The organism is Photobacterium sp. GB-50, from assembly GCF_003026755.1.
In the GTDB taxonomy this organism is placed as follows: domain Bacteria; phylum Pseudomonadota; class Gammaproteobacteria; order Enterobacterales; family Vibrionaceae; genus Photobacterium.
Window position 1 is genome coordinate 417,242 of sequence record NZ_PYNX01000002.1, and the last position, 16,093, is coordinate 433,334.

The following is a 16,093-nucleotide window of genomic DNA, read 5'->3' on the forward strand; positions in this document are numbered from 1 at the left end:
TCGAGTTGGTGTTAATAGTCATTATACTTTTTAACAAAAATAATAAGGTATAACGAAATTTTTTTATTTTTTTCATATTTATTCGTAACGAATGAAAAAAATACGGCATAATAAGGCCCCGTTATACCAAGCAATTGATTGCTGTCGCAGGTCTGAAGATCTGAAATTAATGGGAAAATGATATGGTTCAACCAGAAAATAACTCAATTGTAATTTTTGGTGCGTCAGGTGATTTGACACACCGAAAGTTAATACCTGCGTTTTATCACCTTTATGCTAATGGTTTATTGCCTGAAGATTTTGCAATTTTAGGGGTAAGTCGTACATCATATAGCGATCAAGAATTTCGTGATAAGTTAAAGCAATCTTTGACAGAAAATGAAAAAACCGATGACGAAACATTGGTTAATTTTTGTCAGCATCTTTACTACCAAGCATTAAATACGTCTGATAAAGATGAATATGCAGTCTTGAAAGAACGCTTAGATACTTTCAAAGTAACGCACAATACCCAAGGTAACGCTGTTTTCTACCTCGCGACACCACCAAGCCTTTACGGCGTGATCCCAGAATGTCTAGCCGCTCATGGCCTAAATGATGAGACAGAAGGTTGGAAAAACCTGATTGTTGAAAAACCATTTGGTTATGATCTAGCGTCAGCGATCTCATTAGACAAGCAAATTCATGCTTGTTTTCAAGAGCACCAAATCTACCGTATCGATCACTACTTAGGCAAAGAAACGGTACAGAACCTGCTTGTATTCCGCTTTGCAAATGGCATGTTTGAGCCGCTTTGGAATCGTAACTTTATTGATTACGTTGAAATCACTGCGTCTGAATCATTAGGCGTTGAAGATCGTGGTGGCTACTACGACGGTGCTGGTGCTGTTCGAGATATGTTCCAAAACCATTTGCTGCAAGTATTGGCAATGGTTGGTATGGAATCGCCTGCTGCAATTAATGCTGATTCTATCCGTGATGAAGTGGTTAAAGTGATGCAAAGCTTTAAACCATTATCAGATGATGATCTTAAAAATAACTTAGTGTTGGGTCAGTACACGGAATCAGATGCTCGTGGTAAGCATTTGTTAGGTTATCGCCAAGAACCAGGTGTAGCGGAAGACTCACGTACTGAAACTTACGTTGGTATGAAAATGTTTATTCAAAACTGGCGTTGGAATGGTGTGCCATTCTACGTTCGTACAGGTAAACGACTACCAACACGTGTGACGGAAGTGGTTATTCACTTTAAGAAAACACCGCACCCAGTGTTTGGTGAAAATGCACCTGAGAACAAGCTAATTATCCGTATTCAGCCTGATGAAGGGATTCTAATGAGCTTTGGTCTTAAAAAACCAGGGGCAGGTTTTGAATCTCAAGAAGTATCAATGGACTTCCATTACGACAAGCTTGAAGAAACCCATATGCTGACAGCGTACGAACGTTTACTTCTTGATTGTATGAAGCAAGATGCAACCTTGTTTGCACGTACAGATGCTGTTCGCGCTTGTTGGAAATTTGTTCAACCAATTCTTGAATACAAAGAAAACCCAGAACACTTATTTGGTTATGCCGCAGGTACGTGGGGACCAAAACAAGCTGATGACTTACTTGCATCAAGTAATCGTGAGTGGCGTTTTCCTTGTAAGAATTTAGCAAACACTGACTATTGTGAGCTATAAGCATGATTAATTATCGCGTATTTGAAACACCGCAGGATGTTGTCGTTTCATTAGCTGACACCATGATGGCAATGAGCAAGCAGGTGAAGCCTGTCCATATATCGCTTTCTGGTGGGAGTACACCAAAACTGTTGTTTAAAACATTAGCGCAAGCACCTTATGCGAAAGATGTTAATTGGAGCAACTTACACTTTTGGTGGGGCGATGAGCGTTGTGTTGAGCCAACCGACCCGGAAAGTAACTTCGGTGAAGCAAACGAGTTATTGTTCCAACAAATCGATATTCCAGCTGGCAATATTCACCGTATTAAAGGTGAAGATGATCCTGCTGTAGAAGTGGTTCGATTTGCAGAGGAAATGGATGCAGAAATTCCACTTAAAAATGGCTTACCTGCATTTGATTGGATTTTATTGGGTATGGGAACCGATGGGCATACAGCATCATTATTCCCGAACCAAACAGACTTTGACGATCCTGAGCTTTCTGTGATTGCAACACATCCAGATAGCGGTCAAAAACGCATTTCAAAAACAGCGCGCTTACTTGAAAATGCGGATCGTATTACCTACCTAGTGTTAGGTGAAAGCAAAGCTGAAGTATTGCAAGAAATTAATAATACGCCTGCAGAAGCTCTTGCTTATCCTGCAGCGAAAATTAAAGCCGTAAATGGCAAAACAGAATGGTTTTTAGATTCAGCAGCGGCAAAACTGCTGGCGCAAGGAGAATAATATGAAAGGCGATATCGGTGTAATTGGCTTGGCAGTAATGGGCCAAAACCTGATCCTAAACATGAATGACCACGGCTTTAACGTTGTTGCTTACAACCGTACTGTAGCAAAAGTGGAAGAATTCCTTGAAGGCCCAGCAAAAGGCACAAACATCGTTGGCGCAACGTCTCTTGAAGATCTTGTTGCTAAGTTAGAAGCACCACGTAAAGTGATGCTAATGGTTCGTGCTGGTGATGTTGTTGATGCATTCATTGATCAACTAATTCCACTATTGGATGAAGGCGATATCATTATCGACGGTGGTAACACTAACTACCCAGATACTAACCGTCGCGTAGCGCATTGCCGTGAGAAAGGCATCTACTTCATCGGTACTGGTGTATCTGGTGGTGAAGAAGGCGCTCGTTTCGGTCCTTCAATCATGCCTGGCGGCGCAGCTGAAGCTTGGGAAGCGGTTAAGCCAATTTTCCAAGGTATCTCTGCTAAAACTGATGCTGGTGAGCCTTGTTGTGACTGGGTTGGTAACGACGGTGCTGGTCACTTTGTTAAGATGGTTCATAACGGCATTGAATACGGTGACATGCAGCTTATCACTGAAGCATACCAGTTCATGAAAGATGGTCTAGGTATGAGTGCTGATGAGATGCAAGCAGTATTCGCTGACTGGAACAAAACTGAGTTAGACAGCTACCTAGTTGAAATCACAGCTGATATTCTTGGCTACAAAGATGAAGATGGTGAAGCACTAGTTGAGAAGATCCTAGACACTGCTGGCCAAAAAGGTACGGGTAAGTGGACTGGTATCAACGCACTAGACCTAGGTATTCCACTAACGCTTATCTCTGAGTCTGTATTCTCTCGTTGCCTGTCTGCACTGAAAGACCAACGCGTTGAAGCTGCAACGTTATTCGGCAAGACAATCACGCCAGTTGAAGGTGATAAGCAAGAGTGGGTTGATGCACTACGTCAAGCACTACTAGCATCTAAGATCATCTCTTACGCGCAAGGTTTCATGCTAATGCGTGAAGCATCGAACGAAAACGGTTGGGATCTAAACTACGGTAACGTAGCACTAATGTGGCGTGGTGGTTGTATCATCCGCTCTGCGTTCCTAGGTAACATCCGTGATGCGTATGAAGCGAACCCAGATATCGCATTCTTAGGTTCTGACGAGTACTTCAAAAACATCCTACAAGGCAGCCTAGCAGCATGGCGTAAAGTAGCAGCGAAATCTCTAGAGTCTGGCATCCCAATGCCATGTACGATTTCTGCGCTATCTTTCCTAGACGGTTACACAACAGCTCGTCTACCTGCTAACTTGCTTCAAGCTCAACGTGACTACTTCGGCGCTCACACTTATGAGCGTACTGATCGTCCACGTGGTGAGTTCTTCCACACAAACTGGACTGGTACAGGCGGCAACACTGCCTCTACTACTTACGACGTTTAATACCTAAATAACGTAAGCAAAAAAACCACCGTTCGCGGTGGTTTTTTTATATCTGATTTTTAAGTGTATGTTTTTTTTGTTCTTTTTTTTTGTTCTTTTTTTATTTGAACTAATGATATTGATAGCTTAGTCTGAAATCGGATTTCATTGAAAGGGGATATGGATCACTTTTACCATCTCGAAACAACAAGTAAAGAGATTGGGGGTGTTGAAGAATATGTTTCAAAAGTATAGACAGGAATAAACAGTACGCTATCTGTTCACTGCTGCTGATGACTGTCTATGTTCTACTTAACTTGAAAGTTTAGCTTTAAACTTTTATGGCTATGAGACTAGGACGCTATGAAAATATTAAAAAAAACAGGACTTACTCTTTTTGTTTTACTCTCGTCTGGTTCTGTATTTTCTGCTGATGACTCATCATTTTGGAATCAAGAACTCACGAATTTGATGAGAAGCTCAAAAGAAAATACGTTTGCAAACTGGAGTAATGATCCTTCCATTCAAGTTGGTGCTATTGGTTATTTAAACTATCTCACCGGTGAATTTACTTTAGTTAGTACAGATATGGTTGATGACCCTGTTTATTTTCTGACTAAACGTAAAGATGAAAAATGGGAGTTCTCATCAAAAAACACATCTAAAAATAGTGGTGAAGTAAAAGTTGACGGTGGGTACTTAGATCCAAACTCAGGGGTTAAAGTAGACGTTGGAATGGAACACTCTTGGGTTTTTTCAAAAGCGAAAAGTTTAGCTGCGACGTATATTATTGCGGTAGAAGCATATACTAATAACCCTTATGGTTTAGTTGCTGATAAATGGGATATTATAAAAAGTGCAGCCGAAAAAACACCGTATATTGACCATGACACCGGAGATATATCTCAAGGGTTTGGCTATATCAGTGGGGTAAAATGGGCAAGTCGTGGTGTTGCTATTGCAAGCAACGATGACGAAGGTCAGTACAGTATCGTAACCTCGGTGAATGTGGCCTCACCAAAGAAAGATCAAATAGGTCTTACTCCAAAATTAATTTCTGAAAAAGGCAGTAATTCTGTTACTGCAACTAAATTCCCAGCAACAAGAGATGAAATCGGTGATCTGGTTCCTGTTGCTTTTACGTTTACTTCAATTGACGGTAAACGTCCAATCAATAATTGGACTCAACCAATTAATCAGTTAGAACTCATCATCAATAGTAAGCCCGGTAGTACGTATATAACCAAGTGGCAATTAGCATATAAGACAGTAACGAATAAAAATATTCAGCACAAATCTGGTGCCTTCCCTGCACCACAAAGTGCTTCAGTTTATTTGCCTAAAGATGCCGTAGATGTTCAGTTATCTATTAAGTTACCCGGTGTTTTTTCAAGTAATAGATGTGAAGTCGTTTGGAAAGATCCTATTAATCAGTGGAATAAAGGTAAAAAAGAAGTTCAGACGTACGGTATATGGCCTGCAAATGCATGGTGTACAGAGCTGAAATCTTCTATTGGATAAGATGCTGCTATGACCCGCCCTAAGCTGACGGGTCTTTTTGTAGTGCTGCCTTTTTTCTTTTTTACTATTACTCATTACAAAATAACAACGTCACTTATTTACCGCTTTATCCGATAGAGCCTCTCAAAATGCCCGTTATACTACCTGAATTGAATAAACCATGACTGCGTTGTTTTTCTCTTTCAAGAATAAGTATCCCCAATAGTAACGTTTTACCAAATTTAAGAGTAAAAAAAGCCCTAACAGATAGTTAGGGCTTAATATTATTCAGACACTAATTTTAATTAGCTGACTTCAATTGGACCACCGAACGAGGTGACAGGTGGCAGTTCACCTTTAAACTTCTCGAAGTTCACAATACAGGTTTGTGCGCTTGTTGCCTGCGCTAACTCTGATGTTGGAATATCGATAGTAAGAGTGTTTGGATCGCCATAAGTGTCGATCGCACCAATTTTTTCGTTAAGAGGGCCATACCATGCCCCTTCTTCGATACGAACAATACCGCGAGGGTAGCTGTCAGTCAGCACTGCACCTGCTAATAGCTGTCCACGGTCATTAAATACACGTACCACATCACCATCTTTGACGCCTTTTTCAGCCGCATCTTGAGGGTTAATGTAAATAGGTTCACGACCTTGTACAGTGTAAGTTGCACGGAACTCTTCCGATTCACACATTTGTGAGTGCAAACGCTTATCTGGGTGACAAGACTGCAGCCAGAACGGGTGTTTATCAGAGCCCGGACCACCGTGAGAACGTTCTGTTTTTTCAAACCACATTGGGTGTTCTTGACAGTGTTCGTATTTGTAACGGCCAATCTTACGACTTGTGATTTCAATAAAGCCTGATGGTGTACCTAGCGCGTTAATTTCAGGATCTTGACGGAAGTCAGCATGACGTACCCAAGGCTTACCTGTACCAAAGTCTAAGAAACCTTGTTGCCAGAACACATCAAACTCAGGCATATCAAACTTGCCTTTGTTCGCTTTACGACAATCGTTATAAAGCATGCGAACCCATTGCATTTCATCCATGCCACGAGTGTATTCGCTGTTCTTACCAAAGCGACGTGTTAGCTCTGTAAAGATCTCAAAGTCAGTTTTAGATTGGTAAAGCGGGTCAACCAGTTTATGCATAGCCAGTAAACCACGACCACTGTATGAGCCCATAACGTCAATATCATTTCGTTCAAATTGGGTACATGCTGGCAGTACAATATCGGAGAAACGACAGGTTGCAGTCCAAGCAAAATCAATTGTTACAACGGTTTGTAGTTTCTGGAACGCTTTCTTCATGCGGTTACGATCTTGGTGGTGATGCCAAGGGTTGTTACCACTGATCACCATCATTTTGTAATCAGGAAGAATAACTTTTGAACCGTTGTACTTAATCTCTTTACCCGGCTCTAAAATACAGTCAACAAAACGTGCAACAGGGATAGTGCGGCTGTAACCGTTAAAATCATTGTTATCCCACTTTGGCTTTTGACCTTCATCGACGTTACGAGGGAAGCCGCCTGGTGCTGCAAAGCCCGTTGAAGGTACACCGATACCAGAGTAGTGGTGACCATACGAAATACCACCACCAGGTAGACCAATTTGACCAACCATAGCGGCAATAACTGCCCCCATCCAGTAAGGTTGCTCACCGTGCTCTTGACGTTGAATACACCAACCAAACAGAATTTGTGTACGCTCTTTAACCAGCATACGGGCAAAGTCTTTAATTTGATCGGCGGGCACACCACAGATCTCAGCAGCCCATTCAGGCGTTTTTTCCACTTTGTCTTTGGTTTCGCCTTTTACGTAACCAATGAACTCATCGAAACCAAGGCAGTACATCTTGATGAACTCTTTATCGTAAAGGTTCTCGTTGTACAGGGTATGCGCCACACCTAACATAAATGCCACATCGGTTTGCGGATTAATGTATAGGTGTTTGTTGTTTAGGTAACGTTGGGTCTTGTTCTTAACTGGATCGACAGAGATCACATTGATCTCACCGTTATCAACTTTCTCTTTTAGCTGAGCTAAATATGGGAAAGATTCGTGGGTTTCACAGTTCCAACCAACCTGTAGGTTTTTCACCGGATCGTTTGCCCATAGCACCACATTTTTACTGTGATCAAGGATTTCAGACCAAGAAGTACCTTGTGCGTAAACTTCTGTTGAGCCAAGCACGTATGGCATGATGGTTTGACCTGCACCTGTTGAGTAGTCGCCTACTTTGGTGATGTAGTTACCATGCATACCCACAGCACGTTGCATGTGGCTGGTACAACTGTGGAACTGACCCGTTTGACGCCAGCCAGTTTGACCAGCATGTAACGCCCATGGACCATAATCTTTTTGAATACGTTCCAGTTCACGATAGAACAAATCTAATGCTTCATCCCATGTAACACGGATGAAACGGTTATTACCGCGAGTCTCACCACTAAATTTGTGTTTCTTAAGCCAATCTAAACGCACCATAGGGTAGCGTACACGCGATGGGTTGTAGATTACGCCCTTAATGCCTTTTAGCATCTCGGTTGGGTTTTTATCTATTTCAATCGCTTCTATTTCTTGTACTTTACCGGCATAGATGTGGGCGCGGAATGCGCCCCAGTGTGAGCCGGAGTAACGCCATGTACCTTGACCAATTTGATCGTCTGCAAACACCTTTGATGATGCGAGTAGGCTAGGACCGATAACAGAAGCAGCACTTGTTGTTGCAAGGCCTTTAAGAAAACTTCTTCTTGATACAGACATATTTATTTTAACTCCATCAATACTTAGTGTTGTGCGTCAGAAAAATCAGAAGAGTGTTTCTGAAGGTATTTACGCACCACGGCTTCACTATCACGGTCAAAGTTAACGAACGCTAACATACCGTTGAACATTCCAGGCCAAGTATTGGCATCGAAGTGGCTTTCAGCAGGTTGAGTGTGACAAACTGAACAGTTAGTGGTGTAAGCTGATTTCGCTTTTTCCCAAACTGGCGTGATGTCATTAACAAGCGAGTCTTTTGGCATCCAGACTTTTGCTGTTACACGTTGCCAAGGAAGACCTGTTAGGTCGTCAACTTTCTCTTCATATTTATCAACAACATTGTCGTTTTGTGCAGATTCTTTTAGGAGCGATGCAACAGGAATATTCATACCGAAGTCTTCTTGAATCACTCGGCCATAGCCCTTGTCTTTACGCCAACCTGCAATTTCAACTTCAACTGCATTGTCAGTTTCATCGATCACTTTTACGCCTGAAGCAGGGTTTAATAGGCCAGCTTCTACCTTCATGTCTTTATCTTCATAAACAGGAAGGAAACGCACGCTATATACTTCTTCGCCTTTGTTGTACTTAGTATCGTGAGATAGCTGTACTAACTCAGATATCATGCCACCACTGGTATCCATATCTTTCGGTAAGTGGTGAGCAATACCTTTGTGACAGTCGACACAGCTTTGATCACGCTCTGCTGCATTCTTCATTTGAACGCGAGCAACAGGAGACATCTTGGTGAAGTCCATTCCTTTATAGTCATGACAGTCTCGACATTCTTGAGAGCCATTCGCTTTAAAGCGTTCCCACTCATGTTGAGCCAGTACAATGCGGCGGTCTTCAAATTTTTCAGGAGTATCAATGAAGCCAGCTACGTGGGCGAAGACTTCTTTACTTGCTTGAATTTTACGCGCGATTTTATCTGTCCAGTCGTGTGGAACGTGACAGTCAGGACAAGTTGCACGAACACCAGAACGGTTTTTGTCATGAATAGTGTTGGCGTATTCAGGTGCAACGTTGTCAGCGTGGCAACTAACACAGAACTCTTCGGTATTGGTTGCTTCTAGTGCAGTATTAAAACCACCCCAGAAAATAACGCCAGCAATAAAGCCACCAAGGGTTAGTACACCTAGGCTAATATGAACGCTTGGACGTGATAGGGTCTGCCAAGCTTTAAGCAAAAATGATTTCATTATAGATTCTCTTATATGATGCTAACGGTGATTAATTAGGGATTAACCGCCATGTCCTGGTGGACCAAATACGAAGAGTTGAAGCATCCAAACGGTAAAGCCGTAGCCCCCGACAAAAATGACGCTGAGAATTGGAAATAAAAAGACGACGATAAAAATGAACATCTTCCATTCTCGGCTACGAGTTTGCTTGGTTTCTTGATCAGTCGCACTGCTCATACAACCTCCTAATTTGTAAAAATGAGTAGTTATAAATATTTTTATTAAATCTATTTATATTGCGATCATAAATTAACCACTACATGCAGTTCAATTAATACTTTAGAGTTAACCCTATGTTTTACAGTGTTTTTTGATTTTGACCCTATACTGTAATAATAAAAGACATAATAAGTAGAAAAGTTAAAATTTATGACAGTATGTTTTAATTTGAAGGAGGGGGGATTATTCGCGATTGTATTATTGGTTGTTTGATTGTAATAAAATAAAAGTAAAGTTGTATTAATCGTTATTTGAATGTGTAGGTGTAATTGTGTTATAGCAATTAATTGCTGCTTAAAATATGAATAGCATGAATAACATTACTGATGAAAAAATAGGCATTATATGAATGCCTATTTTTTTATTGATAATTACAGCGCTTAAGCTTTAATCAATAAGCTGATAGTGATTACGTAAAATATTAATAATTTCAGCTTTAGGGTTTTTGCTTAATGTGATCTTTTTTCCGGTGATTTTTTCGGCAATACCCGTATAAACACGCGATATTTGCATGAGTACTTCTTGTGGTAACTCGTTGTCACGAGCAAGAGCAAAGCGTTCTTCCATGCGATCTTTATTTAATAAAATATCGGGCTCTGGAAAAGTGTTAAGTAGTACTTGGCGAAAATCTTCTTTTGAGTTTTCGACGATTTGACCGTCGCGGTAAGCTGCGCCATCCCAGATACGAGAAGAATCGGGTGTTCCCACCTCATCCATATAAATCAGTTTTTCGTTACCACTAGCATCTGTTACATAGCCAAACTCAAATTTGGTATCAACAAAGATTTGATCAATATTTGCGAGTGCATTACTGATAACATTAAATCCTTCTGCCAATAACTTTTCATACTGGGTAATGTCATCAGTATTGCGGAAGTTGAATGCAGCGAAATTATTGACGAGATCATCACGAGTGACATTGACATCATCTGCTTCAGGAACATTCGGAATGCCTTTTAGAATCCCTTTGGTTGATGGTGTCATGAGTAGTTCAGGGAGCTTTTGATCTTTTTCTAGCCCTTCTGGTAATTCTATACCGCAGAAATGACGTTCACCTTTGCTGTATGCACGCCACATTGAACCTGTAATGTATTGGCGACAAATAGCTTCAACCATCACAGGTTTTGCTTTTTGTACAATCCAAACAAAAGGGTGGGGGATATCAAGGATATGGCTATCCGCTAATCCATTATCTTTAAATAATTGAAACCAGTGATTAGATATCGCATTTAACGCAGCACCTTTCCCTGGGACTCCTTTAAGCCCTCCTTCACCGTGCCAGATACAATCAAAAGCAGAAATACGGTCGCTGATCACCATAATAGCGAGCGGTGCGTCGGGTTGAACGTTATAGCCTTTTTCTTTAATCAAACGTTGACTGTCAGCTTCTGTAAGCCAGTAAACAGAGCGTACCTTACCGCTATGAACGGGTTTATCAGTACGGATAGGGAGATCATCATTAACAGCTAAAACTTGATCGGCAAGGCTCATCGTGAAAGTCCTATTCAAAGATTACGCAGAAATGCAGAAGGATAATGACATGAATAAAATCACATCGTTATCAATCATCGTAATCGCATAATACAAGGTTAAGTAAGTCACTGCCAGTAAAATAGCAAACGTTTGCCTTTGGTTTGATTAAAACAAAAAAGGCGATAGACATTGGAATGTTTATCGCCTTGGCTATGTTTAAAATAGCTGGTGGATACTGCTTAATTTTTGTGGTGTTTGATGGATGAAGTGGGTTACCCATACTTGAATATCAGTCCAGTTTAGCCATACGGGACTAAACCGAAAGTGATGCCAATTGGTTAAAATATGCAATGTCTTATGATAAGACGGTGCGGTCGCAAAAAGTAAAACAATTGCCACTATTTGCGCCAAGCTAATGAGAGGGTTCCTAACGGAAAAGGGTTTTAATGCTGTTCCAAATGACTTTTTTAGACGTTGGTTGGAAAGATCAACACTATAAATTTCATCTAACAACAAGTGAACAAAACCACCAAAAAGAACAAAGCTACCTGCTAGCCAGCTGGTTTCGGCGGTATGTCCAATGATAGAGCTTACATGAACGCAACATAGGGCAATGAGCAGAACAAACGCAATTGAATGGCAGCAACCACGGTGGACAGTACGGCGTTCAAAAACCGCTTTTCCCATATAGCGGATAGTAATAAACAGTGCTGCGCTATAGAGTAGTAACTCAAGCATCGTCACTTGAGTATAAATATGACTAATTAAAATGAAGCAGCAAAAACCAGCCAAGATATTAAACAAGGCTTTCATCGATGTTGAATGATCTGAATCTATGTCAGGTAATAGGCCACCAATAGTGCCAAGAAATGTCATCCAAATTGCCGCCGAAGGCGAAATATGATCAGCCGATAAGAAGGCGGTGGCCGTTAAACCACTAGCAACGGCTGCAACACTAAAGTGAGTAGAAAAGTTTGCCAAGAAGAAAGTTCCAACTGGGTTTATATACAGTTGTGTTTATCATTATATGGTCATAAATTTCAACCAATATCACAATTCTAGCATGTACTTTATGTTTGTTCGGATAAATAAACAACGAAACGGAGTATTTATCTGTTAAGTGTGTTAGAGCGTTGATGGGGAGAAAAAGAGATAAAAAAGCCTTAGTAAAGTTGGAGTAACTTAACTAAGGCGCTAATTCACAGGGAGAGAAAAAGTTATGCAGCGATAAATGCTGAGATAATGCCGATCACACCACCAAAGACACCGCCCCAAACGACTAACCAGCCTAAGTGTTCACTGATCATCTTTTGCACCATTTCTTTGACCATTTTTGGGGTTAATTCATTCAGGCGCTGATCGATAATTTCTTCAATCGTCTCTTCGATATCATTGAGTGATTCAGGCTTAGCTAGTTGATCTTTAAGTGCTGCTTTAAAGTCATCTTGTTGGCTAATTTCGTTAACAGAATCCTGCATTTTTTCAATGAAAGGTTCGCGTAGTGGTTGGAGTGCTTCTACGCCACCCATCATGGTTAGCATGCCACCAAATTGTGAATTCATGATCACATCAAGTAACGAATCGTAAGCTGGCGCAAAATCAATTTTTTGGATCACAGGCTGCAAGTTTAAATTGGTTGAGCTTGTCATTTCTTTATTAAGAAAGCGGCTAATGTTTTCTTGAGTAAAGAATTGCTCCATCATGAGATTTTTAATGGCTGTTTTAAATTCTTCAAAACGAGCAGGAATAACACCTGAGCCGTAGAGTCCGGGCACCTTTTCAAATAGCATATGAATAGCAAGCCAGTTTGTTAATGCGCCAGAAAATGCGAATAAGCCACAATAAAGGATAACTTGCTGATTAGTAAGGTAACCAATAGCTAGCAAGATAAGTGAAATAAGGTTGGTGAGTAAGCTTTTATTCATACGGGGTTATTCTCGGTGTGGAGTACACAGCTAATTTTAAAAGAGGTGAGCCAAGTCTTTATGGCTTATTGTGGACAGATTTTAACAACAGACTATGCGCAATGCCACAATTAGCAGATTGATAGGTAATCGTTAGGTATATGTTATGCTCAACTGCTGTATATATCACCAGCAATGAATGTAAACCTAATTAAGGAATTGTTATACTCGCGCATTCACTTATCTATCATCACGTGGTGTTGTCATGACAAGCTTTACAGCTGAACAAACGGCTTTTATTAATCACCTATCTGGTAATGCATTATGTGTTGCAGGAGCGGGGACGGGTAAAACCACCACTTTGGTAGGGCTAGTTGAGAAAAAATTAGCGACAATTGCACCACAAAATATGTTGGTGTTGATGTTTAACCGTGATATTCGCACCGATTTTAAAGCTAAATTAGAGCGAAATAGTCATGGGATGAATGTTCCCGTGCATACATTTCACAGTTTTTGTTATCAATTATTACGTCAATCAGGCTATTTAGCTGAGACGGGTTATCAAATTGATTTCAATAATGGTGAAAGTGATAAAATCATTGCGAAACAAATTTTGCGTCAAATGGCAGCGCAAGAGAAGTCGTATCAAAAGCAACAAACATTCAAAGATCCGCGCACCATTGAATTATTGATGAGTTTTATTGGCTTGGTAAAAGCGCATATGTTACCGCCAAAGGAAGTGTTTGAGCTGTCTGATATTAGTGATGAATACCATTTTATCATTGAAGCGTATTGGAATTTTGAAACTATTCGTAAAGAGCGTAAACAGTTATTCTTCGATGATTGGTTGGTAGAAACGGTTAATTTACTGACTGATAATGAGGCGTTACGTGCTTATTATCATCAACAAATCCAATTTATGGTTGTTGATGAATTTCAGGATATAAATACCGCGCAATATCGATTGTTAAAACTGTTACTCGGGGAGCAAGCGCAATTAGTGGCTGTCGGTGATGTCGATCAGTGTATTTATAAATGGCGTGGCAGCGCTCCCCAATTTATGCTGAACTTTGAACAAGATTTTACGCCTGCAACCACCTATAGCCTGTCACATACATTTCGTTTTGGCCACAGCTTAGCGTTAGCTGCGAGTCACTTGATTGCCAATAACAAGCAACGTTTCCACGATTTTCAAACGATCTCTCATCAGTCAGTTGCTGATACCCCCGTTGAAGTGATAGGAACTGCGCGCCAAGTCGGCGAGATCGCACAATCTATTGCTGAATATATCGAACAAGGTGGAACACCTTCTGATGTTGCGATTTTAGTTCGTCGTTGGTCACAAACTATGTTGTTTGAATTAGCGTTTTTAACTAAAAATATTCCTTTTTATATGCCTGTTGGCTCGGTGTTATCAAATAGTCGAGAAGTGAAATTATTGCTTGATGTGATGCGATTTGCCACTGGGCGCTACAATCAGTTTCAACCATATGAGAAAGCGACACTCGTCTTTAATATGATGTCTTTTCCACACTGTTATGTGCCAAATGCCAGTTTGCGACCGTTATGTGATGAGCTTGCTAATACGCCAATTGAGCAGTGGTTAGAGGTTGTGAAGAAAACGGAAAAGTTACAGCCAGCATTAAATCTTGATAATTTTACATCACGAGTAGAATTATTAATGATGCTTCGCCGTAAAGGGGGCTTTAAAGCATTAGATGTTTATCGTCAGTATCGTCGTGATAGCGAGTTAGATAATTGGATTTGGAAAACAGAAGCGACTGCATCAGAAATAGAAGAAGCGGTTGAACGACTTGATAGTGTTGAAACGGTATTGGCTTCGATGGATCAAGATTGTGAAAAAGCACTTCAGTATTTTGAGTATTATACGCAACGTTCTGATTCGTTACGCCAATCAGAATCCACCACAAGCAATGTGCAATTAACCACGATATTCAGAGCGAAAGGTTGTGAGTATAGCCAAGTACATTTACCGTATTGGGATAAAGATGCTTTTCCTTACGTTAATCGATCTTCTGTCGGTATTTCAGCAGATACTGAAGAAGAACGACGCTTGGCGTATGTCGCGATAACGCGTGCGAAACATAAAGCTAAAATTTACTATTCAGTTGAGAACAGTAAAAAAGATACTTATGTTCGCAAAGATAAAAACGCGAGTCAGTTTATTCTTGAATCGAAGGCGACACTTGCACAAGAAATTGGTCCTCAGCTTTATCTGGAAGGGACGTTACCCTTTAATAAATCGCCGATTGTTCAAGGGTATTACCAACGCTTAGGACGGTTTGAGCAGATGCAAGCAGCGCCAGAGCCTGTAGAAATAGAGCAGCCAGCAGTTGGTAAGGATGGACAATTAAACTACAGTTTTTTGTGGGCAGTTGAACAACCGTTACCAAATAATGCAGAAAAGCTTGTTCGTTCAATGGTGAAAACTAAAACAGCAAAATATTTAGAAACAGAGTTAAATAGAATTTTACGAGAATTAAAAAAAGCAGATTTGACGAAAGAAAAAGTATTGGTGAATCGGCTTATCGTAATTGCTAAAGCAAAAGCGAGAAGGTATAGCTAAATAGATATGTCATTCATAATTTCACGTTATCAACATGCTATTTATGGCTTTGGCTTGTTTTAGGACCGATTTTTTGTTGAAACTCGTAATTAATTTACTATTTTAATTATTTCAATCGTATTGTTTTTATTTGATGATATTTACATGATAAACGTTTCATTATTATATCTATCATTAATCAACAAAATAACGTTGTTCTCTATTATATCGAGCTTCGCGTTGGCCTAAATTTTGTTGAATAACAAATTCAAGACGAGAGCGTAATTGTTGCGACTTATTAATTTTTCGTCTATGAAAAACAGAGTGAAGTAATTGTTTTAACATTCTAAACCTACTTGTTTTTTTAGCTACACAATAAAAAGATTTGTTAGTTATTCAAAAACATCGTATTCCAGCTTCCCTATACAACTCAATATATCAAACCGTTTCTGAACCTACGTTGTATTAAATAACATAGGTGCTGACTTCTTCATTCAACAGAGAATGTTAAGAATGATAAATATAAAGGGAGATTAACATCAATAGTGATTATGTTAAGTAACGAGAGTTACCC

At 40.2% G+C, this 16,093-nt stretch carries 12 protein-coding genes; 5 read left to right on the forward strand and 7 right to left on the reverse strand.

Features of this window, described 5'->3' with window-relative positions; genetic code table 11:
• The first annotated feature begins 182 nt into the window (after window positions 1-182).
• From zwf to C9J41_RS04550, 4 genes are all read left to right on the forward strand, one after another.
• On the forward strand, window positions 183-1,682 hold the full coding sequence (gene zwf, locus C9J41_RS04535) for a glucose-6-phosphate dehydrogenase (protein ID WP_107206311.1): 1,500 nt from the start codon (window positions 183-185) through the stop codon (window positions 1,680-1,682).
• Window positions 1,683-1,684: 2 nt separating this feature from the next.
• Window positions 1,685-2,410 carry a 6-phosphogluconolactonase gene (pgl, locus tag C9J41_RS04540; RefSeq protein ID WP_107206312.1) on the forward strand — a complete coding sequence of 242 codons (726 nt, stop codon included), beginning with the start codon at window positions 1,685-1,687 and terminating at the stop codon, window positions 2,408-2,410.
• A gap of 1 nt (window position 2,411) precedes the next feature.
• On the forward strand, window positions 2,412-3,860 hold the full coding sequence (gnd, locus tag C9J41_RS04545; protein WP_105059961.1) for a decarboxylating NADP(+)-dependent phosphogluconate dehydrogenase: 1,449 nt from the start codon (window positions 2,412-2,414) through the stop codon (window positions 3,858-3,860).
• A gap of 342 nt (window positions 3,861-4,202) precedes the next feature.
• Window positions 4,203-5,360: a hypothetical protein gene (locus C9J41_RS04550; RefSeq protein WP_107206313.1), complete on the forward strand. Its 1,158-nt coding sequence runs from the start codon at window positions 4,203-4,205 to the stop codon at window positions 5,358-5,360.
• Between the two features lie 284 nt (window positions 5,361-5,644).
• On the opposite strand, the gene torA is transcribed toward C9J41_RS04550, so the two are convergent.
• From torA to C9J41_RS04580, 6 genes are all read right to left on the reverse strand, one after another.
• A complete protein-coding gene (gene torA / locus C9J41_RS04555; RefSeq protein ID WP_107246015.1) occupies window positions 5,645-8,113 on the reverse strand; it encodes a trimethylamine-N-oxide reductase TorA in 2,469 nt (822 codons plus the stop codon).
• Between the two features lie 23 nt (window positions 8,114-8,136).
• Window positions 8,137-9,315 (reverse strand): pentaheme c-type cytochrome TorC, encoded by a 1,179-nt coding sequence (torC, locus tag C9J41_RS04560; protein WP_107246017.1) that lies wholly within the window; start codon window positions 9,313-9,315, stop codon window positions 8,137-8,139.
• Window positions 9,316-9,357: 42 nt separating this feature from the next.
• Complete coding sequence (gene torE, locus C9J41_RS04565) at window positions 9,358-9,534, reverse strand: trimethylamine N-oxide reductase system protein TorE (RefSeq protein WP_045153582.1); 177 nt, start codon at window positions 9,532-9,534, stop codon at window positions 9,358-9,360.
• 429 nt (window positions 9,535-9,963) lie between these two features.
• Window positions 9,964-11,067: a phosphoribosylaminoimidazolesuccinocarboxamide synthase gene (locus tag C9J41_RS04570; RefSeq protein ID WP_107246018.1), complete on the reverse strand. Its 1,104-nt coding sequence runs from the start codon at window positions 11,065-11,067 to the stop codon at window positions 9,964-9,966.
• A 198-nt stretch (window positions 11,068-11,265) separates the two neighbouring features.
• Window positions 11,266-12,030, reverse strand: coding sequence for a metal-dependent hydrolase (locus tag C9J41_RS04575; protein WP_107206317.1), 765 nt, complete (start codon window positions 12,028-12,030; stop codon window positions 11,266-11,268).
• A gap of 236 nt (window positions 12,031-12,266) precedes the next feature.
• Complete coding sequence (locus C9J41_RS04580; RefSeq protein WP_107206318.1) at window positions 12,267-12,974, reverse strand: DUF445 domain-containing protein; 708 nt, start codon at window positions 12,972-12,974, stop codon at window positions 12,267-12,269.
• Window positions 12,975-13,218: 244 nt separating this feature from the next.
• Between C9J41_RS04580 and C9J41_RS04585 the strand changes: the two genes are divergently transcribed.
• Window positions 13,219-15,540 (forward strand): ATP-dependent helicase, encoded by a 2,322-nt coding sequence (locus C9J41_RS04585; RefSeq protein ID WP_107294266.1) that lies wholly within the window; start codon window positions 13,219-13,221, stop codon window positions 15,538-15,540.
• Window positions 15,541-15,714: 174 nt separating this feature from the next.
• On the opposite strand, the gene C9J41_RS21880 is transcribed toward C9J41_RS04585, so the two are convergent.
• Entirely contained in the window at window positions 15,715-15,864 is a 150-nt protein-coding gene (locus C9J41_RS21880) for a hypothetical protein (RefSeq protein ID WP_199187010.1), read from the reverse strand.
• Between the last annotated feature and the right edge of the window lie 229 nt (window positions 15,865-16,093).